The organism is Rhizobium ruizarguesonis, from assembly GCF_017357285.1.
Lineage (GTDB): Bacteria > Pseudomonadota > Alphaproteobacteria > Rhizobiales > Rhizobiaceae > Rhizobium > Rhizobium ruizarguesonis.
Window position 1 is genome coordinate 398,331 of the sequence record NZ_CP071682.1, and the last position, 22,701, is coordinate 421,031.

Genomic DNA, 22,701 nt, shown 5'->3' on the forward strand with positions numbered 1-22,701 from the left:
TGTTTGGACCCAGTAGGTGGTTAGGGTTTTCGTTGATCGGTTTCGTCCTCGGCGAGGATTCGCCAGGCGGCGCCTTGAAGGTCGTCATACTGGCCGCTCTTCAGCGACCAAAGGAATGCCAGGAGTCCCATTCCTCCCATCAGCAGCGCGATCGGTATGAGATAGATCAGCATGTTCATGCGGCTTCGACCTCCGCCCTCCTGCCGATCCCCCCTCGAATTTGCATATCCCGACGCTTGCCGAAAGCGTTCAGGCGCAGTGCGTTGGTCACGACGATGATCGAGGATGTCGACATTGCCACCGCCGCTATGAGCGGCGTCGCCAATCCGGCGATGGCGATCGGCACCGCCAGAACGTTGTAACCGATGGCGAGAGCGAAGTTCTGCCGGATGAGGCTGGCGGATCTTCGCGCAACGGCGATCGCTTCCGGAACAGCGTCAAGCCGATCGTTGAAGAAAACGAGGTCGGCGGCCTGTCTGCCGATATCGGAGGCCGTGGCCGGCGCCATCGAGACATGCGCCGCAGCAAGTGCCGGGGCGTCGTTGATACCGTCGCCAACCATCAGCACGCGACGACCTTGGCCATTCAGCCTCTGGCATTCCTCGACCTTCTGTTTCGGCGTCAGAGAGCCCAAAGCCCTGTCGATACCCAGGGCATGCGCCGTATTGTCGACGACGGTCTGCCTGTCGCCCGACACGATCAGCGTTTCAAGGCCGGCTGCATCGAGCCGGTCGATGGCCTCGCAAGCACCCGAACGAAGCGTGTCATCGAAGAAGAAGCGGGCAAGATCGACACCATTCTTCGACAGGACCACTTCCGAGAACGGACTGTCGGCGATGCGGGGCACGAAGCTGGTTCCGCAGGCAAACGCCGCGTTGCCCAATCGATAGACATCCGCTCCGCTCCTGGCTTCCAGTCCCCCGCCGGGGATTTCCGTGACGATGTCGAAGGACATGAGGTCGGTTTCGGTGTCCCGTACCAGGGCCCGAGAAAGAGGATGCCGTGAATGCGCTGCCAATCCACGGGCGATTGCGGTGGCGCTCTCGTCGATGGCGTCCACCCTGACAAGGCGCGAACTGCCCATCGTCAAGGTGCCCGTCTTGTCAAAGGCCACGGTGTCGGTCTCGGCCAGTCTTTCGAGTGCTGAGCCGTCCTTCACCATGATGCCCTTCCGGAAAAGCTCCCCCGCGGCGACGACCTGGACCACGGGCACGGCAAGACCCAATGCGCATGGGCAGGTAATGATCAGGACCGCTACGGCGACCAGCATGGCCTGTTTCCAGTCTCCGCCCAGGAGGCCCCAGGCAAGGAAGGAGACCAGCGCCAGCAGATGCACGACCGGGGAATAGAGTGTCGCAGCGCGATCGGCGATCCTGCGATAGCGAGCTCTTCCGCCCTCGGCGGCTTCCATGAGGCCGATGATTTCCGAGAGAAGCGAATTCTTGGCAATTCTCGTCGCTCGCAACACGAGCGAGCCGGTCAGATTCATCGCCCCAGAACTCACTTCGCTGTTGCTGGCGACGGCGACGGGGCTGCTCTCGCCGGTGACGATGGAGAGGTCTAGGTCGCTTTCTCCGCTGACGATTATGCCATCGACGGGAACCCGTTCGCCTGCGACTATCGAGATTTCATCCCCAGCCGCGATCTCTTCTACCGCAATGTAGCGTCGCGACCCGTCCGGATTGATCAGCAATGCTCCGCGCGGGGCCAGTCTTGCGAGCCCGTTGATCGCCGCCCGAGCCTTTTCCCGCATGACATGATCGAGAGTTCTGCCGATCAGCAGGAAGAAGAGCAGCGAGACCGAAGCGTCGAACCACGCATGCTCGCCGTGATGGACGGTCTCCCACAATGAAACGGCATAGGAGAGCGTCACGGCGAGCGAAATCGGAACGTCCATGTTGGTGCGCCCGTGCCGCAGCGCATTCCAGGCCGATTTGAAGAAGAAGCGCCCCGCATAAACCAGCGCGGGCGCTGCTATCATCGCCGAGATCCAATGAAACATATCGCGCGTCGCGGCATCTGCGCCCGACCAGACCGATACCGAGAGCAACATGATGTTGGCAGCCGCAAAACCGGAAACGCCGATCGCGAGGAGAAGCTGATTTCTAGTCTTGTCGTTCTCGGGAGCTGAGGGGGTGAAGAGATGTGCGCGATATCCGGCCGCGTTGATCGCTGCGAGGATCTTGGACGGATCGGTTGCGCCCGTCTCGATCTCCTCCTGGTAGACGCAGGTCACCCTTCGCGCCGTGAGATTGACTCGCGCTGTCTTGACGAAGGGAAGCGTCAACAACGCCCTTTCGATGGTCGAAATGCAGCCGCCGCAGTGGACGTCGGAAACGCTCAGGTCCAGCTGGCGCAATCCTTCGCCGAGCGGCTGGCTGGCAAGGCGGACCTCTTCGGCACTGAATGATGTCGTGCTGAGGGCAAGTACGCTTTCCGCGTCCATGGTACAGCAGGTCATTGGTCTAACTCCGCGGTATGGATGCGTTTTGCCTCATGCATGACGACCACGCCGCCGTTTCGCGAGATGGCCTCGACGATCCAGTCACCTTCGGCTAGATCATGCTCCGCTTCGAATCGCCCCGCGGCTGTCTTCCTGAGCGTAAGGAGGAAGTCCTCGTGGTCTCCGACGGGCCGTTTGAAATTCAGAACGACGTCGTCGACGATCGCAGGCGATCCGCTCTTGTCGTGAATGTCGTAGCGGATCTCGTGCCCCTTTATGGAGAGGTTGCCCTCGATGCCGGAAGCGGCCATTGCCTTCATCGCCGCGGCTTTGCGGTTGAACTCCTGACTGGCGACATAGGTGTTTTCCACGACCAGACCGCTCCAACTGGAGGAGGCATAGAAGGCCATGGTGACGTTCACCGCGATCACCACGCCAAAGAATGCCGAGGTCGCAAGCAGCATGTGCAGGCCTGTAAAACCCTGAGCGGAGGTCTTCATTTGATGTCTCCCGGTGCATTGAACGCCGCGCGGTAGGTTGCCCGATCGGCATGATCGGTATCTTCGATAACGAACAGAAATTCATTGATCGCTGCTCCGGTAGGCTTGCGCGTAACGAAGACCTTGAGCGTCGTGGCCGCGTCGGGTTCGGCAGGGACTCTAAAGCTGCGAGCGTCTTCCTTGCCCAACTCGGGAATGCGCATCGTCGCCCCCTCCAGCCCGACCAGGCTTATGTTCACATCCCTCGGCGTCGGCACCATGTTCAGGATCCGAAGCGTATAGCCATTCCGCAGAGAGCCGTCGCTTTCCAGAACATATTGGGGGTTTCGGTCGTGAACGACGTTGAGTTCAAGGCGCTCCCGAAAGCCGAGATGGACCAGCATGGCCACGCCGACGGACGCCCAGGCGAACGCGTAACAGACTGTTCTCGGGCGCAAGATGATACGCCAGTCGAAGTGCCGTATCGCCGGAACGAACGTCCCATTATCGTTTCGAATCCTGGACGGCTGGACGGCCATTCGTCCTTCGTCCGTGGCGAGCGACATGTTGCTCGAGTATTCGCTCAGGGTGGCGTAGGCAATCAGGCCGCGAGGCTTCCCGCGCTTCTCCATGAGACCGTCGCAGGCGTCGATGCAGAGCCCGCACGTGATGCACTCCATCTGCTGCCCGTCGCGAATATCGATTCCCATCGGACACACGGCCAGGCAGGCATTGCAATCGACGCAATCCCCGACCGGCACGCCCCTGGCTCGAGCTTTCTTCGGGTAACGCGACCGCTGCTCGCCCCGCCAGTCATTGTAGGTGACGACAAGAGAATTCTCGTCGAGCATCGCACCCTGGATGCGTGGCCACGGGCACATGTAGGTGCACACCTGCTCTCGCATGAGACCGCCGAGCACGTAGGTGGTTGCAGTAAGGATGGCGACGGTGGTGTAGGCGGCTGCAGGAGCGCGGCCGGTGAACAGCGAAACAAGCAGGCTCGGCGCGTCGGCAAAATAAAAGATCCACGCTCCGCCTGTCACCACGCCAATCAGCAGCCAGATCGAATGTTTGACGACGCGCTTCCTCAGCTTGGCAAAGCTCATGAGGCCAGCGTCAAGCTTCATTCGCGCGTTTCGATCGCCTTCGATCGCACGTTCGACGACGAGAAAGAGATCAACCCAGACGGTCTGCGGACAGGCGTAGCCGCACCATGCGCGCCCAGCCGCGGAAGTGACAAGAAACAGGCCGAACCCCGCCATGACGAGGAGACCCGCTACATAATAAAATTCCTGAGGCCAGATTTCGATGAAGAAAAAGAAAAAGCGTCGCGAAGAGAGATCGATGAGGATTGCCTGGTCGGGCGCGTAAGGACCGCGATCCCAGCGAATCCATGGCGCGAGAAAGTAGATGCAAAGCGTAATCAGCAGGACGATCCACTTGAACCGACGGAAACGTCCCTCTGCATGCTTGGGGAAAACCTTCTTCCGAGGAGCGTAGAGAGGCTGCCGGTTGCGACGGGCGTTGACTGGCACGCCACTGAGCCTTTTGGTGTATCGGGATCTGGTGCGGTGCAGAGGTTCATGGGACCTATCGGATTTCATCTGCCGTTGTCCCAACTGCTGCGCATTTATCATTGATGCAGATCAAGAGCGGAGGCCTTCGTGCGAAAGGAAAACGCCATGGAGAGAGGGCGTGGCCTCGGGGGCTGCGGGCGAACAAACAACCTCGCTGGAACGTCCTCGACAACGCTACAGCTACCGGCTTGTCTGCTCGTGGTCTTTGAGGCAGGTCCAACTGATGATCGAACTGGCGCTCTTTGCGAGGTCGTCCTGATTGGAAGGTGGCGGCGTGGCCTTGGCGCGTCGAGCCGCGTGATCGTATCGTAGCGCGCGGCGTGCCGTAGAGGCCGAGGATTAGATTGTGGTCATGATCTGACATGGCATCCTCCTTAGGTTCCGCCGCCGAGCGAATGGACGAAGATCGTCAGTTCCTTGACCGTCGTGTCGCCGAGACGCCCTGCCCAAGCAGGCATGACGCCGTGTTTGGGAGCGGCTACCTGGCGCATGATCGCATCCTCGCCGCGTGCCTTCAGCCAGATCGCATCGGCGAGATCTGGCGCGCCCATGTCGGCCTTTCCTTTGGCGTCGTCGCCGTGACATGCGGCACAGTTATCGACGAAGACCTGTTTTCCGGCCTCTGTGAGACCGGGGTCCGACGGTGTATTGGTCAGTCCCCAGACGTAAGCCGCGACCTGCCTTGTCTGGAGGGGATCCAGAACATCGGCAAAGGGCGGCATCTCGGAAGCATGAGTGTCCGTATCCCCGTCGAAGCGAATCCCATGCGCGATCGTCGCCTGGATGGCATCCAGGTCTCCGCCCCACAGCCAATCGTCGTCGTTGAGGTTCGGAAATCCCGGGCCGCCGCTTGCTCCCGAGCCATGGCATGTCGCGCAGTTCACCTTGAATGCAGATGCGCCGCCGGCGACCGCGAATTCGCGAAGGGCAGAATCGGAATCGATCTCGTGCACCGTCTTGGCGGCGATCAGATCATGAAGCGTCGTCTGCGATGCCTTGGCCTGATCCAGGTTCTGCTGCAGCTCGGCGCGGCTGGAATAGCCCAGCATGCCCTTCGTGGCGTCGGTAATCATCGGGATCGCGGGATATGCGATCGCATAGCCCAAAGCCCAGACAATGGTGGCGTAGAAGGTCCACACCCACCAGCGGGGCATCGGATTGTTGAGTTCGCGGATGCCGTCCCATTCATGTCCGGTCGTTTCGACGCCGCTAAATTCATCGATATGTTTTTCCGACATCTCAATCATCCTTCAAGGGAATATCGGCGGCCTCTTTCGCCGTTTGCTTGCTGCCTGGGCGAAGGGTGAACACAACCGCGCCGACGAAGAATGCCGCCATTGCCAGGAGGCCCCAGCTGTCGGCGAAGTGTCTCATTGCAGTGTAGGTTTCCATGGATCACCTCATCGGTAGCCGGTCGCGTCGTCGTAGGTCGAGAAATCGACCAACGTTCCGAGCATCTGCAGGTAGGACACCAGGGCATCCATTTCGGTCAGCGCAGCAGGATCGCCGTCGAAATCGCCGGTCTTCGCCTTCGGATAGCGGGCAAGCAGGGCCGTCGTATCTGCGTTCGGATCGGCTTGGGCCTTCATGTCGGCCTCCGCGTTCGCCAGCATGTCGTCGTTATAAGGCACGCCCACGTCCTCGTTGGCCTTCAGGTCCATTCCCACGTCCTTGACCGTCACCCTCTGCTCTTTGAGGAAGGCGTAACGCGGCATGATCGACTCCGGCACCACTGCCCGTGGATCCGCGAGATGCTGGACATGCCATTCGTTGGAGTAGCGGGCGCCGACACGGGCCAGATCCGGCCCGGTTCGCTTGGATCCCCACTGGAAAGGATGATCGTACATGGACTCGGCGGCGAGCGAGTAATGGCCGTAGCGTTCGACCTCGTCGCGGAACGGCCTGATCATCTGGCTGTGGCAGAGGTAGCAGCCTTCGCGGATGTAGATGTTCCGGCCGGCCAGCTCGAGCGGCGTATACGGCCGCATGCCTTCCACCTTTTCAATCGTGTTCTGCAGGTAGAACAGCGGTGCGATTTCGACGATGCCGCCGATGCTCACGACGAGCAGCGAGCCGACGAGAAGAAGCGTCGCGTTCTTCTCGAGGATCTGATGTTTATCTAGTATCGATGCCATGTCTCACCTCATTCGGCAGGCTGTGGTTGGGGCACGAAAGTGGTTGGGATTGCAGCTTCGTCGCGCAGGTGGCCGCGGATCGTCATGAACACGTTCCAGGCCATGACGAGACCACCCGCCAGGTAAAGCGTTCCGCCGACCGCGCGCAGCACGTAGTAGGGGAACATCGCCGCGACCGTCTCCGCGAAGGAATAGACGAGGAAGCCCTGGGAATTGTACTCGCGCCACATGAGCCCCTGCTGGATGCCGGCAACCCAAAGCACGGCGGCGTAGACGACGATCCCGAGGGTTGCGAGCCAGAAGTGCCAGTTGACCATCCGCAGGCTGTAGAGACGCTCGCGTCCCCATAGCTTCGGCGTCAGGTAGTAGATCGCCCCGAAGGTGATCATTCCCACCCAGCCGAGAGCGCCGGAATGCACGTGACCGATCGTCCATTCGGTATAGTGGCTGAGCGAATTGACGGTTTTCACCGACATCATCGGGCCTTCGAAGGTCGACATCCCGTAAAAGGCGATCGCGACGATCATCATACGGATGATCGGATCGGTGCGGATCTTGTCCCAGGCGCCTGAAAGGGTCATGAGACCGTTGATCATTCCGCCCCAGGAGGGCATCCAGAGCATTATCGAGAAAACCATGCCGAGCGTCTGGGCCCAATCGGGCAATGCCGTGTAGTGCAGATGATGCGGGCCGGCCCAGATGTACATGAAGATCAGCGCCCAGAAGTGGATGATCGAGAGCCGGTATGAATAAACCGGTCGGTTGGCCTGCTTCGGCACGAAGTAGTACATCATGCCCAGGAAGCCGGCGGTGAGGAAAAAGCCGACGGCGTTGTGGCCGTACCACCATTGGGTCAGCGCGTCCTGGACGCCCGAGAAGACAGAATAGCTCTTGGAGCCAAGGAACGAGGCCGGAACCGCAAGGTTGTTGACCACGTGCAGCATGGCGATGGTGACGATGAAGCCGAGATAGAACCAGTTTGCCACGTAGATGTGCGGCTCTTTGCGCTTCAGGATCGTTCCAAGATACACGGCGAGATAGGCGACCCAGACGATGGTCAGCCAGAGGTCGACATACCACTCAGGTTCGGCATATTCACGGGCCTGGGTGATTCCGAGAACATATCCGGTCGCAGCCATCACGATGAAAAGCTGGTAGCCCCAGAATACGAACCAGGCCAGGCTGCCGCCGAAAAGACGTGCGCGACAGGTGCGTTGCACCACGTAGAACGACGTCATGATCAGCGCGTTGCCGCCAAAGGCGAAGATGACCGCCGATGTGTGAACGGGCCGCAGCCTTCCGAAATTGAGATAAGGGGCGATGTTGAGGTCGGGAAAGGCCAGCTGCAGCGCAATGACCACGCCAACCAGGAAGCCGACCACGCCCCAGAATACCGTGGCGATCAGGCCATACCGGATCACCTCGTCGAAATAGCCGGACCTATCGACGTTGCGCTGTTGTCCTGCCGGCGAAAAGTCAACCTTCCTGACCATCAGCACAGCCCCCATAACGAGGCAGAGGCAAAGTATGCCCATATGGACCGCAAAGAGATGATCATGCGCGAATGCGGCTACTAGCAGCGCTAGAAACGCCGCGACCGCGATCACCATCGTTTCCGTTGTGTAATTCATGATGTCGTCCTCAATGCGCCGACGACCGCGTCGCGGCCGTCTTTCTCGCCAGAACTGTCACGAAGCCGCAAATTGCTCCTTGATCCACATCAACGAGAGGACAGAAAGACGGGACGACGCTGCGGCTACAAATGCAAAGTCTTTTAATCCGTTGACACACGCTGACTATTCCACCGTCAAGTTCACGCCGCGTCATCCATTGTTGCCCTTGGGCAAGCCCACTCGGAGGCTCATTTGCGTTTGAGTGTTCAATCCCGGATTTTGACGGTTCATCATTTCCTTGCAATTGAAGGAACGTAACCATCCGGTCAGGACCGCAGTAGCCGAGGCTTTTTGCGATTTCTTTCTGCCGCTGGTTTCGATGGCGGGTCGCCAATTCCGCGAAGATTGCGGATAATTTGTTGAAGGTTTTCGATCCCCACTTGGGTGAACAAGATGATGTGCTCGCTGAGCTCCGAGGCCGGATAGTCGTCATATGCAGACAAGCAGCCATCTTCAGAGAACATCTCAATCGAACATTCTCGCAAGAAGTCTTCGTCCTCATCAAGCATCGCTGCGACATATTTCAGGGTATAGAGGGCGGAGTTGCGGTAGCCCATGATGCCTCGTTCTGTGTCTTTCAGATTTGGTCAGTGCTGCCGGTTTTGGCTCTTCGCAAATCCAGCTTTTCCGAGTGTCCGACGGCGGGCAATTTTAGCGACACGGTTTTGAACGATATCAACGCTTAAATCTTCTGGGTCAAAGCGGCCACCATACCAACGCACGAACTCTCGATGCTGCGCATGTCGTGGCTTCGCCATGACGTTCAGGAATTCCTCGAACCCCGAGGTGCTGCCAATATCTTCCGGCGGCGCTCTGCGCTCACCATCGATGAAGCGCGGATATTCGATGCTGGGGTTTCCATCCTCCACTGCCTCGACCGTGATAGTGTGTCGCCAGTTATCACCAAAGTCATAGGTGTAGCTAAAGGTCGCGATCCCACGCTCGATGAGTGCCGCGATGCGGACGTTGCGAGCTGCAAAGGTTTTGCGTTCATAGAGGTCTTCTGGATCCGGCACATCGTAACACCGCCCACCAGCCTCGAACTCGAACAAATGATAATCCTCGAACAGCATCACGGCCTGAATGACATCGTGGAGCCCCTTCAAGCTCATCGTGAGTGGAACCTCGACCCTGCGCCAGATCAAAGGTTCGATACCGTCGAGTTGGATATGTAGCCTGGCGATGCGATCGACGGTCATGATGCCAACGCCATCATAGGACGCGGACCTGTCCAATTCCAAGGCAGCAGCTCTGCAAGCTTTGTTGTCGGCATGTCAGCAATTCGTGCCAGGACATCGGCAAGCCATGCCTGCGGATCGACATCGTTGAGCTTGGCGGTCGTGATCAGCGTTGCCATGAAGGCCGCGCGATCGGCACCACGATCAGAACCGGCGAACAACCACGATTTCCTGCCGAGAGCAAAACCGCGCAGCGCCCGTTCAGCCGCGTTGTTGGTTAGGCAAATCCGTCCGTCGGTTAGGAAGGTGGTAAACCCCTCCCAGCGCTTTAGCATGTAGTCGATTGGCTCGGCGACCGGCGAGCTGCGCGACAGCTTTGTCCGCTCGGCCCGCATCCAAGCCTCAAGCTCTTCGACAAGACGACGGCTGTCCCGCTGACGTCGCGCCAGTCTTTCGCTTGCAGCGAGACCATTAATGTCACGCTCGACGTCGAACAGGGCATCGATCCGTTTCACTGCCTCGAGCGCCATCGGCGAGATCGGCGTCGCGTTCTTTCCCCGTTTGGCGTTCGTGGCGATGTCGGCAAGCACGAAGAACTTGCGACGCGAATGCGCCCAGCACAATGCCTGGGTCAGCGGACCGCAATGGCGCTCTGCCTTGAACAGCGGATTGTAGCCGCCATAGGCATCAGCCTGCAGAATGCCGGTGAAGGTCTTCAGATGGCGCTCGGGGTGTTCTTGCCGCCGATCGCGCGAGGCATAATAGAGAGCTGCTGGCGGTGATGTTCCGCCGAACGGCCGATCATCCCGGACATAGGTCCATATGCGCCCGGTATCGGCCTTGCCTTTCGCCAGGATCGGCACGGTCGTGTCATCGCCATGCAGACGCTCGGCAGCAAGCACATGCGTTTCGATCAAGCCATGCAGCGGCTTCAAGACCGCGGTGCAAGCGCCAACCTGGTCGGCAAGCGTCGAGAGGCTGAGGTCGATGCCTTCACGGGCATAGCGCTCACTTTGCCGGTTCAGCGGCTGATGCTGACCGAACTTCTCAAACAGGATCATCGCCAAAAGGTTTGGCCCTGCAAAGCCGCGCGGCGTCACATGGAAGGGTGCCGGCGGCTGGGCGATCTTCTCGCATTCCCGGCATGAGAACTTCTCGCGCACCGTCTGGATGACTTTCCACTGGCGCGGGATCACTTCCAATGTCTCGGTAACGTCCTCGCCCAGTTTCGCCAGCTTGGCCGAGCCGCAGCATGGGCAGTTTGTCGGCGAGCTAATGACGACACGTTCGCGCGGCAGGTGTTCCGGAAACGGTTTCCTGGATGGACGCTTGCGTTCGAAGGCTTGGACCTTAGAGGACTTTGCCGCCAGCTCCGCAGCCATTTCGTCCTGGCTGGCATCAGCTTCCAACTCCTCGAGCTGCAATTCCATCTGTTCGAGAAGGCGTGCCTTGCGCTCCGAGCGGCTGCCGTGGATGTCGCGCCTGAGCTTCTCGATCTCCAGCCGGAGCCGGGCAATCAGCGCATCCGAATGTGAGTTCACCGCTTGGGCACGGGCAGCAACGGCCTCGGCTTCACGGCGTGCCGCGCGCTCGGCGAGGATCATCGCATGCGCGCTGGCAAGGTCGTCGGGAAGCTGATCTGCCGCATCGGTCATAACGAGATGGAATCATATTCGCTCCCACCTTTCCAGCCATTTCCACTATCCAGCCGAGCTCGGACGCCAGGTTTTTTGCGGCATCCGCCAGTCGATGCCTTCGAGCAGATAGCCGAGCTGCGCCGGCGTAATCACCACCGTCCCGTCGGCCGCCGATGGCCAGATGAAGCGCCCCCGTTCCAGCTTCTTCGTGAACAGGCAGGCACCCTGGCCGTCGTGCCAGATCACCTTGATCAGGCCGCCCTTCCTGCCGCGGAAGCAGAACAAATGGCCGCTATGCGGATCACGCTTCAGCGTCTCCTGCACCATCAGCGACAGGCCAGGAAATCCCCTCCGCATGTCCGTATAGCCGGTCGCCAGCCAGACCTTTACGCCGCTCGGAACCGGGATCATCGTCGCTCCAGCACGTCGAGAATTCGACCCAAAGCTTCCGTATCGACATCGCTGTCCACACGAATGCGCCGGCCGCGGCCAAGCTCGATCGTCACGATGCTTGTCTTCTTGCGCGCCCGTGGTGCCGGTGTCGTCTCCAAAGGATCAGGCGCTGGCAACGCCGCCACGACCTCAATCGGAATGAATGGAGGAACGGACGGCGCTGATATCTGGCAGAGTTCTTTGCGCCACCGGAATAATTGGCTGACATGAATCCCGGCCGAGCGCGCCACATCCGAGATAACCGCTTCCGGCTCTAACGTCGCCGCGACCAGCCGTTCTTTCTCTTCGCGAGACCAATGCCGGCGACGCTCGACCGACGTGATCACCTCAATATGCTGCTTCGTCATAGGACTACTCCTAGTGCTACCACCAGGACTTCCAATGTTCGGCTTCACATCACAAGACGGCCGTCACCGTGGGAATACGAAGGAACGAGCTATGGGCCAGGTTTATGTGTGAGCACCCAACGAAGGGGCAATCCATTTAACATATGGAATCGAAGAGAGCTTCAGAGTCACCGGAAGACGTTTGGCCAACGGAAGAAATGGACGGTCTTACCGACATACGGTTGGACACGCTGAATGAAGCGACGCTGGCCTTTGAGGTGAGAAGTCCCAAAGGGGAGCCAAGGAATTTTCTGCAAACATCCGCGGGATGTATTTCGCGCGGGAGCCGCCACGACAGCCGGTCTCGCGACTTCGCGTCGTAACGCTTTCGATGTCTAAATGTATGGCGTCGGGCTCCCTACAGACCGCGAAATTTTCGCGGCCAATACGCAAACGGTCCATATGTGGCGGCCCCGGCGTCCCGTGCCCAAGGCGGCGGTTATCAGCCTTGGGGGCGCACCGGACCGAACGCCATGTAACGCAAGCTCCCTATCGATTCTGTTGCTATATATCTTCATCCCTTAAGTTGTCATGGCTTCAAAGTGGTGCTCTCCCTGACGCGACGCGCCGTCAGAATCTCCAAAGCCATGGCTAATATCCCGAATGCCACCGCGGGCCAATGCCCTCGGACTTGGTAGACCTGCGGATAACACCAGCTTCCCCCAGAAGTGATCTGATGTACATGTGCCATTTCGCTTCCTGGTGTTTGAATCAATTGTTCGACCGACGTGGCGGGTCGCGGTGAGCCGCACTAGATCATTCCCTATTATTTAGCTATTCAGATTGGACAATGAACGGTTCGGGAAACATTGCTTGGTCGCAGAGATGACAAAAGTGACGGATTATCTTGTAAACTGATCGTCGCTCTTCAGGACCGTAAAAGGTCAGAACCTTCCAAGGGGTTTGAGGAGGCGAAGCTCATTCATTCGCCCTTAAAGGAGGCGGTGACAAATTGAAGACATTCCTTCATTCGCCAAAGCCTCTCCCCAAGACATCACGCCACCTACAAAAGGGGCGCCGGAAACGAGCGTGTTTGCTTTTTCTGGCTTGCGGCAACCGCGATGTGTTTTCAGGGGGTGCCCCGGCTCGACATCGCTGGCTCATAGAACCCAACACCGTTCAGGGCACAATTGGCTATGCTCTCTCGCAAGGACTTGGGACTGGGCCACAAACCCCACGAACCTATCCAATGCAGAAACTCGCGCGAAAAGGGAGCGATCCAGTTGTAAAACATGGTTTTGCGCCAATGGTTCGTCAGAATTTCTGTCGACGCTGCCTAAGCCGCGCCAACAGGTTCTATGTTCAAGGCTATTTCGGCGGAGGCATGCAAATTCCCCCGTAAAAAGCCGCCTCGCCCTTGTGCTCCGCCAGGACCCGCTGCAAATGCGCCAGCCATTCCTGCTTATCTTCGTCTGGAAGTGGCCCTCCGTCTACCAAATTCAAAGCCAGCTCTATCAACCCCACTGCCAGGCCGTTGTCGCCGCTCTCACGGCAGTAAAAGGCAATCGTCTCGTAAGACTCAGCGCGTGAGAGGGCATCTTGCTGCGGAAACAATCTGAGGATTCGATCGGAGAGCTCCTTGCCCATCGAAAAGCGTTCCGCCAATGGAAGGCCCGAGTAATCGTAGTGTGGACCGAAGAGTTCTTGCATGGCCGCGAGAAGCCAATCTTCAGAGTTTCGTTCAATTGCATCACGAGCAAATTGGTCTAATGCGATCCAGCCCGCCCCTATCTCGCGCATTTCTCCCATCAACATAGAGACATGCGACTGGCGCAAGGAGATGCTGTCCGGGAAAAGTTTGATGCCCTCTTCAATGGCCGAGAGCGCCGTCTTCCAATCCTCAATCTCGGTCGCCGCCCGGATTCGACGACGCAACGCGTTCGCCGGAGCATCAATGTCGACTTCAGCAATGCGCTCGATTTCGGCATTTTTTGCTTCCGCGCTGGCGCGCCAACTGCCGTTCATCACTTTTGGCAAAACGTCCTCGACCACATCCGGATCACCGATAAAGGCGATGCTGCCGTCTCGGTCGACAATGAACGCCTCTGGAACATGGAAAGTCAGGCTGGCTTGCAGCCAATGCATAGCCATTTCGCCTGAGTAATCGAACCCGATCCGAATTTTCGTATTCGGGAGCCATTTGGTTACCCATGCGTCCATCTGAGCCAGGGCCTCGTCAGCCGTTGCAGCTTCCTCATTTGCTGCGACCCCGATGAGCTCAACTCCCATGTCGCTGTATTTCTCCTGCAACTGCGCCACATAGGACAGCGCCGGTCCGCAAACACCGCAGGTAGTCGAACTAAGCGCGAGTACGTATATCGTGCCGAGCTGCAAGTTGGAAAGCGGATCGCCACGCAGCCAGTCCAGCGCTTTGATCGACGGGGCTGGCGAGCCAATACCCAAACCAGAGGTCATGTTGTCCTCCCCAGTGTTTTACCCGCGCTTCGTGCGCCCGGAATAAGCGCGTCATGACAGGTATCAGGTCGAGCCGCTTTGATTCCGATCAATCATGCCCGCGAAACATCAACAGCGGCAAAATTGCCGTCCCTATCACACCCGTGAATCCCGGATCACAATTTGATTAGTCGGGCACGGGTCTCTCCTTTCAAGATCCATGCCAAATCGGCTGGCGTAGTTGAAATGTCATCAGTTCCAGTGGTTCCGACGCAAATGCAGCGCCCCGGGGATCGCACGTTGTGTGCCGCGGTCCGACAAATCCGACACAAAGTAGGCACATTTGCTTATTGAAAATGGACTGAAGATCTTGGCCAAATTGGCCTCGCGAATGAAGGCTGCCGGACCGCTTGTCGGGTAAGACAGCGACCAGCAGAGCGGGTTTCCCATCCACCGGCCTTACTACGCAGCACATCCGACCCGGTGGCCGGCCTGCCCCTAATTGGAGCGCTTCCGGCGGTGAAATTCACACTCGGTCTCGCCATTGAGACGCTCGATTGGATTGGTCGAGTGCAGCTTTGCCCGGTGCTCTTTCGGGAACGTCATGTAGGCAAGCACATCCTCTTCTGAATCATCTATAATGGAGGCGAGCTTCGGCACTTTCGGTCGTATCTGGTCGGCAACATTACGCCACTGCGTGCTGGCAGCTTCCGCCGTATCCTGAGCGAATGCGGTGGCAATGAAGGCGGAGACGACCCGCCTGCCGCTCTTTCCGGCATGCGCCAGTACATTCCTTATGAAGTGAACCCGGCATCTTTGCCATGTGGCGCTGAGAACCTTGGTGGCCGCGGCCTTGAGCCCTTCATGCGCACCTGAGACGACTAGCTTCACGCCGCGCAAACCTCGGCGCGTAAGCTTGCGCAGGAACTCCGTCCAGATCGGCTCGGCTTCGGACGTACCGACTTCCATGTCCAGTACCTGGTGGCGGCCATCGCTGTTGACGCCGATGGCGATGATGACCGCAACGGAAACGATGCGACCACCGCGTCATAAATCCTCCGAACCAGGATGCCAACAACAGCTTCATCCACTCGGGATAGAGACCCTATCGGTAACAATCACCGTGAGGCAATCTGGGGTTAATTCTTCATTTCGCTTGACGTCCGAACCGCTCCAGCATCCTCCTCAATTGTTCATTTTGCATTTGAAGCTTGCGCGCCAACTGGCCCCGGAGAAGCCTGATTTCTTCGTCGAGATTGATTGCATCGTCAGAAGCGGTGAGAGCGCTTGGAGAAGGTGGGATAACGACTGTAATCGTTTTCGCTTTCATGCCCCGCGTGCCGCGCTTTCGCGTTTGACCTTCGACAACTCGAAAGGCTTTTGGTGCGACATGCGCGTCTGTATCGGCCTCATCGGACAAAGCCCGGTTCGACGCTTCCACGGGCTTGGCGCTTTCGACATCTGTCGTGTCATCAACAACGCTTGCCGTTTCCTCGGAATGATCCGGGTCCGCCGGAACCGCCGCGGAATGACCATGAAGAACTGGCTTTTCGTCCGCCGGACGTTCTGCGCCGTCCAACTCGTTGTTGTCTGCTGTTTCAGTCGGCTTGGCGATGGCCAATACGTCCGGCTTCGCGTCATCGGTCGAGCCGTGTTCTTGCTTCTGCTGGCGTCGCCGTGACACCAGCCCAGCAAGAAGTTTCCATGGAGACGCCATTTTATTCGACCTCGAATTCTACTGCGTATGCAAACTGCGAGCAAAAACGTTGCCGGCAGAACGAACCGCCGCCAAAATCTTCACTTCAATAAGCATGAGAATGCGGCCAGCGCTTGGCCGTCTGCTGCCAATCAACCGAGGTTGAGTCGCTTTCGCAGATCGGCATTTTCAGCACGGAGCTTCTCCGCCAGCAGCTTGCGCAGCCTCTGGTTTTCCTCTTCGAGCTGCAGAAGATCCGCGATCTCATCAACAGCTGCCACCGACGGCGTAGTCGCTCTCTGCACAGCCCTCGGAGCACGTTTGACAGGCGCGCGCTTGGCACTCATCGTACCTTCGTCAGACTTTGCTTTGCGTCCTCTCTTCTGCTTTCCAGCTGTGGCACTCGGAGCCGCTGCCGGTTGCACCGAAACGACGGCTGCGGCCGTTTCAGGCACCGCCTTCTTGGCGCGAGGTTTGCGCACCTTCTTCGGTACATCGGGCGCCGCGGCGGTCGCCGTTTCAGCATTGGTCATCGTATCGTTTTGATCGGCCATTATGGTCTCCTGTAAAGCCGATGCATTTGTCTCCTGCTCGATCGGCAGTGTCAATAACGGCCCGGCCTGTTCTTCTCCGGATACAAGCATCTCGCTGCTCCTTGCCTGAGGAGCTAATGATAAAAATGGCATCGCCTCGTCCTGCAGATCTTGCGCAACGGACTTAAGATCGGTGTCTGCCCAGATCGAGTTCGGCTTGGAGTTTAGTTTTCGCCGACCAGATTTGTATTCGACGGCAAAGCTGCGCTGTACTTTTTTCACTTTAATAAGCCTCGGGTGTCAGTGGTAATTTTTTCAGCGACGCCTTCAGCATCGCAACAAGCCTGCAAATAACCACTATCGCGCCGGCGGTGTCCATAACGGCCTGCGAATTTCACACGCTGCCGCTCTTCGGCCCGAGTGACCTGATGCGCAAGTACAACACGATATCACGCGCCCTTTGGTGGTCGAGGCTAATTGACAAAGCCATTTCTGCGGGAGTGGCTGGCGGTATGCGGCAGGGTTCAGCCGTGACGCGGCTGAGGCAGCTCATCTGCGAGATAAGGCGGTTGATGGAAGAGCATCTGCCATTTGGATCCGTCGCATTTCCAGTGGGAGGTTCCAGCACGCGTCTTTTCGAGCCATCTTGTTCAGGACGCTTGCCTCCTAGGTCAAAAGGACCAAATCGTTCGAAATAGGCGCCCGTTACAATACGAAGTTTGAAGGTCACCGTCATCGTCCACCGCTCTCCTTCCTAGAAGATTGCGATTGTCGCCCGGTCCTACTCGCTACCAAAATGCTCAAATTTCCACCTCGATTTCCATCCCGTATGCAAACTGCAAGCAAAAACGTTGGCGGCAGAACGAACCGCCGCCAAAATCTTCACTTCAATAAGCATGAGAATGCGGCCAGCGCTTGGCCGTCTGCTGCCAATCAACCGAGGTTGAGTCGCTTTCGCAGATCGGCATTTTCAGCACGGAGCTTCTCCGCCAGCAGCTTGCGCAGCCTCTGGTTTTCCTCTTCGAGCTGCAGAAGATCCGCGATCTCATCAACAGCTGCCACCGACGGCGTAGTCGCTCTCTGCACAGCCCTCGGAGCACGTTTGACAGGCGCGCGCTTGGCACTCATCGTACCTTCGTCAGACTTTGCTTTGCGTCCTCTCTTCTGCTTTCCAGCTGTGGCACTCGGAGCCGCTGCCGGTTGCACCGAAACGACGGCTGCGGCCGTTTCAGGCACCGCCTTCTTGGCGCGAGGTTTGCGCACCTTCTTCGGTACATCGGGCGCCGCGGCGGTCGCCGTTTCAGCATTGGCCATCATATCGGTTTGGTCGGCCATTATGGTCTCCTGTAAAGCCAATGCATTTGTCTCCTGCTCAATCGGCAGTGTCAACAACGGCCCGCCCTGTTCTTCTCCGGATACAAGCATCTCGCTGCCTAATTCGCTGAGCTGAGAACCTATCGGCAGGAATGGCATTGCCTCGACTTGAAGATCTCGCGCGACGGCCGTTGGTCCAACGATTGAGGCGATGAAGACCCAAGAACTCGACGCGCTGCAACAGCGGTTATAGACGTTTCTCTTTCAATAGATACCCCAGCAAGGGTTTCTCCACGCTTCTGGCAATGATCCTGGTGACGCCGCAACATCAGCTAAAACGCTTGTCCAACCTCACTAGGCGCCGCAGCGTTATTTTCTCGATCGCTCTGCTTCTGATCGCGCATACGGGTGTCGCTAGTCAGATTATCAACGGTAAACCGAAGCTCGATACACGCCCACCGCACCAGAACTTCAGTCCCCGTGCTATCTCCCGGGGGCCGGCTCGTATCGCAGCTATCATGGAGTTGTCCGACCTGAAGCCTATCGAACCGCCATCCGTTCGCGGTGGTGATCGGGGCGGATTGCGACACGACATGTCGGCAACCCTACAAAACCCCTCCGCATAGCGACAACGAAACATGTGCAATCTCGAAGGCTTACCGGCGCAACCTGATTGGCACGAGTAGTGCTCAGAGTAAGCCGGGTCCCTAAAGCCCAAATCCGATTGGGAGCTTAAACGACTATGCACATCGTGGTATGTATCAAACACGTGCCGGACATTAGGGGGCCTGATATCGTCTTAATCGGGAAGCAGACAATTGACGGCGACACAGCCCCGGTCGGACCCGGAATCGCAAAGAGGCTGAACCTCCAGCAACTGTCTTGCGTAGCGAAGATTGTTTCCATTGATCCCATTTCTCACGAGCTCGTGGTTGAACGGCGCGCGCAACGCGGCGCTTCGGCCATCCCGGCATCGGTCTCGACAACAGGAATATTAGCAAGCGATGACAACTTTGAATGAGTATCTCCGACAGAAGCACGAAGCACTACTCGATCGGCGGGCGCGCGTCAGAAGGGGCGATCTGAGTGCGGTCACAATGGAGGCCAGCGCAAGCGCTGAAGGCCGCAGCGGCGTACGTCGTATCCGAATTCGGGATTTCCAGGTCATTTCCGACAGCCCGCCAGATTTCGCAGGCTACAATCTGGGTCCGTCGTCTCCAGAACTGCTGCTCGGCGCGCTTTCGAGCTGCCTGACCCATACCTTTCTGATCTATGCTTCCGATCAGGGCGTGCCGCTGGAATCGCTGAATGCGGAAGTCTCCGCCACGATCGATCTGCGTGCAGGTGCAGAAGGATATGAAGACGTTCCCGTCTATCCCCAGGACATCAACTACCTGGTCACCCTGGTATCTCCCGCAAGTACCGCGGACGTCGCCAGACTGCAGGCGACCGTGGAAAAGCTCTGTCCAATCCTCAATCTCCTGAAACGCGGAAACGAGGTGCGCGGGCAGTTGGATCACCAGCAACCTGACCATCATATAAGAAGCGCCGACTGATGACCGTGTAGTCATGTGTCAGCACGTGTTCTCGACTTCGTCTCGTGGGAACCCGTCGGATGTCGGTTGCTGCATAATTCCCCAAATTGGTATCACTGAAGGATAAAATCATGCGGCCATTCGAAATGCGCCCGCGGCACTGCCACAAGGGGTGCTCCGGTAGGGCCCAGATGGCGAGCACGGGTTTGCTTGAAGCAAATTCCTGATACACCAAGGAAAAAACCGAAGAGGAGCACACCATGGCTAGTCAACCCGTTGCCACCTGCATCGTCTTTGCATCGCGCCCATCCGGAAAGCGGCTGCGAATTTCCGGCTCGAGCGGGAGACCGTTCCGGGATCTCGCCGAGGGCGAAGTTCTTCTCCAGACGCTTTATCTTTCCCTTGCCCCCTACATGCGGGACCGCAAGGACAACGCCAATTCCTATGCCAAAACGACAACAGCCTCCTCCTCAACAGAGACCGTCGATCTCGGCTCTTTCGGGCCGGTCGGAAGGTCCGCGACCGGGCGACGGTCTTCTGATTGATCCCGTAACGCTTCGAAAGCGCCATCAGGCCTCTTGACTACGTTGTATCGCTCGACGAACTGCCTCTGTCGTCGTGGCGCTCCCATAAAGAACCTGGCCCATAGCGCATCCTTTGATTTGGAAGACAAGGATGCTCCATCAAAGCCTGGGATCAAACATCTAGTGGATTGATTGAAACAAAGGAGTCCGAGTTGGGATTCCTTTTCGACTTTCGTTGTGCAACGATATCGTATGCGTACAGGTATCAGATTTGACGTGGCCGCGGCGGATCGAGCCCGCTTGGAAGCGATTGTTGCAGCTCCAACTTCTGCTCAGAAGCACGTGTGGCGAGCGAGGATCATCTTGATGAGCGGTGATGGCTCGGGAACGGTCGCAATCATGGAGGCAACCGGCAAATCCAAAACGTGTGTCTGGCGTTGGCAGGAGCGCTTCATGACTGAGGGCGTCGATGGCCTTTTGCACGACAAGAGCAGACCGCCCGGCATTGCGCCGCTTGATGGCGAACTCGTTGAGCGGGTCGTCGCACTGACGCTTGAGACGCCTCAACAGGAAGCAACGCATTGGACTGTTCGTGCGATGGCCAAGGCCGTTGGGATTGCAGCCTCTTCGGTTGTGAAGATCTGGCATGAGCATGGCCTTGCCCCGCATCGCTGGCGCTCCTTCAAACTATCGAACGACAAGGCCTTTGCCGAGAAGCTTCATGACGTCGTCGGGCTCTACGTCTCGCCACCGGCCCATGCCATTGTCCTGTCCGTCGATGAGAAGAGCCAGATCCAGGCACTCGACCGGACGCAGCCAGGACTTCCCCTGAAGAAAGGGCGCGCCGGCACGATGACTCACGATTACAAGCGCCATGGCACCACCACCCTGTTTGCCGCCCTCAATATCCTCGACGGCTCGGTGATCGGTCGAAACATGCAGCGTCACCGGCATCAGGAGTTCATCCGTTTTCTCAACGCCATAGAGGCGGAGTTGCCAAAGGATAAGGCCGTCCACGTCATTCTCGATAACTACGCGACCCATAAACAGCCGAAGGTCCGCGCTTGGCTAGCCAGGCATCCGCGCTGGACCTTCCACTTCGTCCCTACATCCTGTTCATGGCTGAACGCCGTCGAGGGCTTCTTTGCGAAGCTGACGCGCCGACGTCTGAAGTACGGCGTCTTCCAGTCCGTCGTCGACCTCCAGGCTACCATTAACCGCTTCGTCAAAGAGCATAACCAAAAACCAAAGCCCTTCATCTGGAGGGCAGATCCAGACGAGATCATTGCAGCGGTCAAACGTGGGCACCAAGCGTTGGAATCAATCCACTAGCATCAGATCAGGAGCACGTTGGACTTCGTCTACGACGCGCGTGTCGGCCAGCGCGGTTTCCGCAACGGGCCGGGCTTTTCCTTTATGTAGGATTTTGCCGTAGGGGCGGTCTTAATCCGGCCCATTCTTAAATCATATTCCGTCTAGTTTAATGTCGAGAAGCGACCAGTTCGAATTTTCATCCCCGCACGCTGAAGGCCGGCAAAAGCCCAAGCTTGCGGTTCGACGAAAGACTTCGCTCAACAAAATGATCTTGCCCAGCCGGCTGGACGAACACGTCCAGCCGAGCTTTGGTTACCCGTTGAAAACTGTACCCGAGTTGAACAACATCCCATTGAAGCGCCACCCGTGAGTTGCACCCACCTTCCTTGAAGAGGTGCAGCCGTGGAAGAAGCTGTTCAACGATGTCTGCGCGGCACACCTCATATCTTTTCTAAAATTCCTAGAACGGATGCGGTCCTTCGAATCCTCGACGCGTCGAGATCCGCGTCGTTCTCCAGAGCTGTCACCTCTGCCACAGTCAGACCAGTGGTTTCTGCGACGTCGTCCAGCGAATAGCCGCGAGCCAGGCGAGCTTCTGCAAGCAGAGCGCCAACGGACGGGGCAACTGAGGATTTTGCAATCTTCGAGACAATGTTCATGTCGATTAAGGCTCCTTTTGGCGGCCGGAAAACGTGCATCCGTTTTCTAGTTCCACCGCTCACGACCGCGTCCGGCAACGGACAGTTTCTTCGAATTCCGCGGGCGCACTTTCTATCAGTTTGCGCGACGGAGTACAGGTCTGAGGCGATGAAGGGGCGGACAACCCGGGTTAGCGGCACCAGCTTACCCCTGTAGGCCTTCATACCGTCGACCCGATAGCGCGCAAGTGAATATCGTTGCGATTACTATGTCCTCGGGTAAGGAGCGTTGAAATGTCAGCGGGATGCGCGCGATCGAGCTCGGTGCTGCCACAGCGGGCGTCGACGGCGGAGGCGCCGCAGTCGAACATCCCTGACTCTGCAGCAAACGCGAACGCTGTTAATCCCAGACAAGTCGATTGGGGCTCTTGCTTGGCAAAATCACAACAAAAAGCGCGCAGCTGGAACGTCGTACACCACTGCGGTCAATTCCGTTATCGGCGCACAAATTACATTTGCGAAAGAAGATGGGATGCCAGACCTCTCCCATTCAACAATCCACACCTACAGGAAAGTATAATGGTCAATGTAACAGACATTTCCAAATATTATCCGACCGCTCGTTTGCAAAGTATATTTGCCGGAAGGCGAGGTTATCGCCGCTGACCTTCTTCCCTGGGTTGGTGTCCACTTTGCGGGCAGGCACATAAGCTACGTCCTCAACAAAGGTTGCACCGATTCGAGTTCGCGGTTGACGCTACGCGTGGCGATACCTCTCTGGAATCCACTACT

Annotated in this window: 19 protein-coding genes and 7 pseudogenes; 4 read left to right on the forward strand and 22 right to left on the reverse strand. The window is 57.9% G+C overall.

Going from position 1 to position 22,701, the window contains the following annotated elements:
* Positions 1-20: 20 nt before the first annotated feature.
* From ccoS to J3P73_RS36190, 20 genes and pseudogenes are all read right to left on the reverse strand, one after another.
* Entirely contained in the window at positions 21-179 is a 159-nt protein-coding gene (gene ccoS, locus J3P73_RS36100; RefSeq protein WP_027681636.1) for a cbb3-type cytochrome oxidase assembly protein CcoS, read from the reverse strand.
* Positions 176-2,461, reverse strand: a complete 2,286-nt coding sequence (locus J3P73_RS36105; RefSeq protein ID WP_207580284.1) for a cation-translocating P-type ATPase — start codon at positions 2,459-2,461, stop codon at positions 176-178. The genes ccoS and J3P73_RS36105 overlap by 4 nt, the downstream gene beginning before the upstream one ends.
* A complete protein-coding gene (locus J3P73_RS36110) occupies positions 2,458-2,943 on the reverse strand; it encodes a FixH family protein (RefSeq protein ID WP_024323142.1) in 486 nt (161 codons plus the stop codon). Before J3P73_RS36110 ends, J3P73_RS36105 begins: the two co-directional genes overlap by 4 nt.
* Positions 2,940-4,507: pseudogene (ccoG, locus tag J3P73_RS36115) on the reverse strand (cytochrome c oxidase accessory protein CcoG). The gene J3P73_RS36110 and the pseudogene ccoG overlap by 4 nt, the downstream one beginning before the upstream one ends.
* Before the next feature lie 172 nt (positions 4,508-4,679).
* Positions 4,680-4,863, reverse strand: a pseudogene (locus J3P73_RS37960) (hypothetical protein).
* Between the two features lie 10 nt (positions 4,864-4,873).
* Positions 4,874-5,737, reverse strand: coding sequence for a cytochrome-c oxidase, cbb3-type subunit III (ccoP, locus tag J3P73_RS36120; RefSeq protein WP_207580285.1), 864 nt, complete (start codon positions 5,735-5,737; stop codon positions 4,874-4,876).
* A gap of 1 nt (position 5,738) precedes the next feature.
* The gene (locus J3P73_RS36125) at positions 5,739-5,891 is read right to left on the reverse strand and encodes a CcoQ/FixQ family Cbb3-type cytochrome c oxidase assembly chaperone (protein ID WP_003568501.1); all 153 of its coding nucleotides are present in this window, start codon (positions 5,889-5,891) and stop codon (positions 5,739-5,741) included.
* Between the two features lie 8 nt (positions 5,892-5,899).
* Positions 5,900-6,634: a cytochrome-c oxidase, cbb3-type subunit II gene (gene ccoO / locus J3P73_RS36130; protein ID WP_018070435.1), complete on the reverse strand. Its 735-nt coding sequence runs from the start codon at positions 6,632-6,634 to the stop codon at positions 5,900-5,902.
* Positions 6,635-6,642: 8 nt separating this feature from the next.
* A complete protein-coding gene (ccoN, locus tag J3P73_RS36135) occupies positions 6,643-8,265 on the reverse strand; it encodes a cytochrome-c oxidase, cbb3-type subunit I (RefSeq protein ID WP_207580286.1) in 1,623 nt (540 codons plus the stop codon).
* Between the two features lie 308 nt (positions 8,266-8,573).
* Positions 8,574-8,864 (reverse strand): hypothetical protein, encoded by a 291-nt coding sequence (locus tag J3P73_RS36140; RefSeq protein ID WP_207580287.1) that lies wholly within the window; start codon positions 8,862-8,864, stop codon positions 8,574-8,576.
* Positions 8,865-8,894: 30 nt separating this feature from the next.
* Complete coding sequence (locus tag J3P73_RS36145) at positions 8,895-9,506, reverse strand: plasmid pRiA4b ORF-3 family protein (RefSeq protein WP_207580288.1); 612 nt, start codon at positions 9,504-9,506, stop codon at positions 8,895-8,897.
* A complete protein-coding gene (tnpC, locus tag J3P73_RS36150) occupies positions 9,503-11,140 on the reverse strand; it encodes an IS66 family transposase (protein WP_207580289.1) in 1,638 nt (545 codons plus the stop codon). Before tnpC ends, J3P73_RS36145 begins: the two co-directional genes overlap by 4 nt.
* Positions 11,141-11,185: 45 nt before the next feature.
* The gene (gene tnpB / locus J3P73_RS36155; RefSeq protein ID WP_014330938.1) at positions 11,186-11,533 is read right to left on the reverse strand and encodes an IS66 family insertion sequence element accessory protein TnpB; all 348 of its coding nucleotides are present in this window, start codon (positions 11,531-11,533) and stop codon (positions 11,186-11,188) included.
* Positions 11,530-11,922 (reverse strand): IS66-like element accessory protein TnpA, encoded by a 393-nt coding sequence (gene tnpA / locus J3P73_RS36160; protein ID WP_207580290.1) that lies wholly within the window; start codon positions 11,920-11,922, stop codon positions 11,530-11,532. The genes tnpB and tnpA overlap by 4 nt, the downstream gene beginning before the upstream one ends.
* Before the next feature lie 1,347 nt (positions 11,923-13,269).
* Complete coding sequence (locus tag J3P73_RS36165) at positions 13,270-14,376, reverse strand: redoxin family protein (RefSeq protein ID WP_207580291.1); 1,107 nt, start codon at positions 14,374-14,376, stop codon at positions 13,270-13,272.
* Positions 14,377-14,892: 516 nt separating this feature from the next.
* A pseudogene (locus tag J3P73_RS36170) lies at positions 14,893-15,402 on the reverse strand (IS256 family transposase); the annotation flags it as partial.
* A gap of 100 nt (positions 15,403-15,502) precedes the next feature.
* On the reverse strand, positions 15,503-16,072 hold the full coding sequence (locus tag J3P73_RS36175) for a hypothetical protein (RefSeq protein ID WP_207580292.1): 570 nt from the start codon (positions 16,070-16,072) through the stop codon (positions 15,503-15,505).
* Between the two features lie 131 nt (positions 16,073-16,203).
* Positions 16,204-16,866, reverse strand: coding sequence for a transcriptional regulator (locus tag J3P73_RS36180; protein ID WP_207580293.1), 663 nt, complete (start codon positions 16,864-16,866; stop codon positions 16,204-16,206).
* A gap of 112 nt (positions 16,867-16,978) precedes the next feature.
* On the reverse strand, positions 16,979-17,320 hold the full coding sequence (locus tag J3P73_RS36185; protein ID WP_207580294.1) for a hypothetical protein: 342 nt from the start codon (positions 17,318-17,320) through the stop codon (positions 16,979-16,981).
* A 197-nt stretch (positions 17,321-17,517) separates the two neighbouring features.
* Positions 17,518-18,227 (reverse strand): annotated as a pseudogene (locus tag J3P73_RS36190) (transcriptional regulator).
* Positions 18,228-18,685: 458 nt separating this feature from the next.
* Here J3P73_RS36190 and J3P73_RS37965 point away from each other — a divergent pair.
* The 3 genes and pseudogenes from J3P73_RS37965 to J3P73_RS36205 all read left to right on the forward strand — a co-directional run.
* Positions 18,686-18,865 (forward strand): annotated as a pseudogene (locus J3P73_RS37965) (nitrogen fixation protein FixA); the annotation flags it as partial.
* A gap of 37 nt (positions 18,866-18,902) precedes the next feature.
* On the forward strand, positions 18,903-19,454 hold the full coding sequence (locus tag J3P73_RS36200; protein WP_026242468.1) for an OsmC family protein: 552 nt from the start codon (positions 18,903-18,905) through the stop codon (positions 19,452-19,454).
* Between the two features lie 239 nt (positions 19,455-19,693).
* Positions 19,694-19,846 (forward strand): annotated as a pseudogene (locus J3P73_RS36205) (NADP-dependent oxidoreductase); the annotation flags it as partial.
* Between the two features lie 38 nt (positions 19,847-19,884).
* Here J3P73_RS36205 and J3P73_RS36210 read toward each other — a convergent pair.
* A pseudogene (locus J3P73_RS36210) lies at positions 19,885-20,080 on the reverse strand (IS481 family transposase); the annotation flags it as partial.
* 129 nt (positions 20,081-20,209) lie between these two features.
* Between J3P73_RS36210 and J3P73_RS36215 the strand changes: the two are divergent.
* Complete coding sequence (locus tag J3P73_RS36215; protein WP_164580004.1) at positions 20,210-21,289, forward strand: IS630 family transposase; 1,080 nt, start codon at positions 20,210-20,212, stop codon at positions 21,287-21,289.
* 422 nt (positions 21,290-21,711) lie between these two features.
* Here the strand turns inward: J3P73_RS36215 and J3P73_RS36220 are convergent, their stop codons facing one another.
* The gene (locus J3P73_RS36220) at positions 21,712-21,930 is read right to left on the reverse strand and encodes a helix-turn-helix domain-containing protein (RefSeq protein WP_207580296.1); all 219 of its coding nucleotides are present in this window, start codon (positions 21,928-21,930) and stop codon (positions 21,712-21,714) included.
* Positions 21,931-22,701 lie beyond the last annotated feature (771 nt).

Excerpts from the sequence above, each read along its gene's own strand:
- ccoS (WP_027681636.1), bottom strand. The coding sequence starts at position 179 with ATGAACATGCTGATCTATCTCATACCGATCGCGCTGCTGATGGGAGGA.
- J3P73_RS36105 (WP_207580284.1), bottom strand. The coding sequence starts at position 2,461 with ATGACCTGCTGTACCATGGACGCGGAAAGCGTACTTGCCCTCAGCACG.
- J3P73_RS36110 (WP_024323142.1), bottom strand. The coding sequence starts at position 2,943 with ATGAAGACCTCCGCTCAGGGTTTTACAGGCCTGCACATGCTGCTTGCG.
- ccoP (WP_207580285.1), bottom strand. The coding sequence starts at position 5,737 with ATGTCGGAAAAACATATCGATGAATTTAGCGGCGTCGAAACGACCGGA.
- J3P73_RS36125 (WP_003568501.1), bottom strand. The coding sequence starts at position 5,891 with ATGGAAACCTACACTGCAATGAGACACTTCGCCGACAGCTGGGGCCTC.
- ccoO (WP_018070435.1), bottom strand. The coding sequence starts at position 6,634 with ATGGCATCGATACTAGATAAACATCAGATCCTCGAGAAGAACGCGACG.
- ccoN (WP_207580286.1), bottom strand. The coding sequence starts at position 8,265 with ATGAATTACACAACGGAAACGATGGTGATCGCGGTCGCGGCGTTTCTA.
- J3P73_RS36140 (WP_207580287.1), bottom strand. The coding sequence starts at position 8,864 with ATGGGCTACCGCAACTCCGCCCTCTATACCCTGAAATATGTCGCAGCG.
- J3P73_RS36145 (WP_207580288.1), bottom strand. The coding sequence starts at position 9,506 with ATGACCGTCGATCGCATCGCCAGGCTACATATCCAACTCGACGGTATC.
- tnpC (WP_207580289.1), bottom strand. The coding sequence starts at position 11,140 with ATGACCGATGCGGCAGATCAGCTTCCCGACGACCTTGCCAGCGCGCAT.
- tnpB (WP_014330938.1), bottom strand. The coding sequence starts at position 11,533 with ATGATCCCGGTTCCGAGCGGCGTAAAGGTCTGGCTGGCGACCGGCTAT.
- tnpA (WP_207580290.1), bottom strand. The coding sequence starts at position 11,922 with ATGACGAAGCAGCATATTGAGGTGATCACGTCGGTCGAGCGTCGCCGG.
- J3P73_RS36165 (WP_207580291.1), bottom strand. The coding sequence starts at position 14,376 with ATGACCTCTGGTTTGGGTATTGGCTCGCCAGCCCCGTCGATCAAAGCG.
- J3P73_RS36175 (WP_207580292.1), bottom strand. The coding sequence starts at position 16,072 with ATGGCGTCTCCATGGAAACTTCTTGCTGGGCTGGTGTCACGGCGACGC.
- J3P73_RS36185 (WP_207580294.1), bottom strand. The coding sequence starts at position 17,320 with ATGACGGTGACCTTCAAACTTCGTATTGTAACGGGCGCCTATTTCGAA.
- J3P73_RS36200 (WP_026242468.1), top strand. The coding sequence starts at position 18,903 with ATGACAACTTTGAATGAGTATCTCCGACAGAAGCACGAAGCACTACTC.
- J3P73_RS36215 (WP_164580004.1), top strand. The coding sequence starts at position 20,210 with ATGCGTACAGGTATCAGATTTGACGTGGCCGCGGCGGATCGAGCCCGC.
- J3P73_RS36220 (WP_207580296.1), bottom strand. The coding sequence starts at position 21,930 with ATGAACATTGTCTCGAAGATTGCAAAATCCTCAGTTGCCCCGTCCGTT.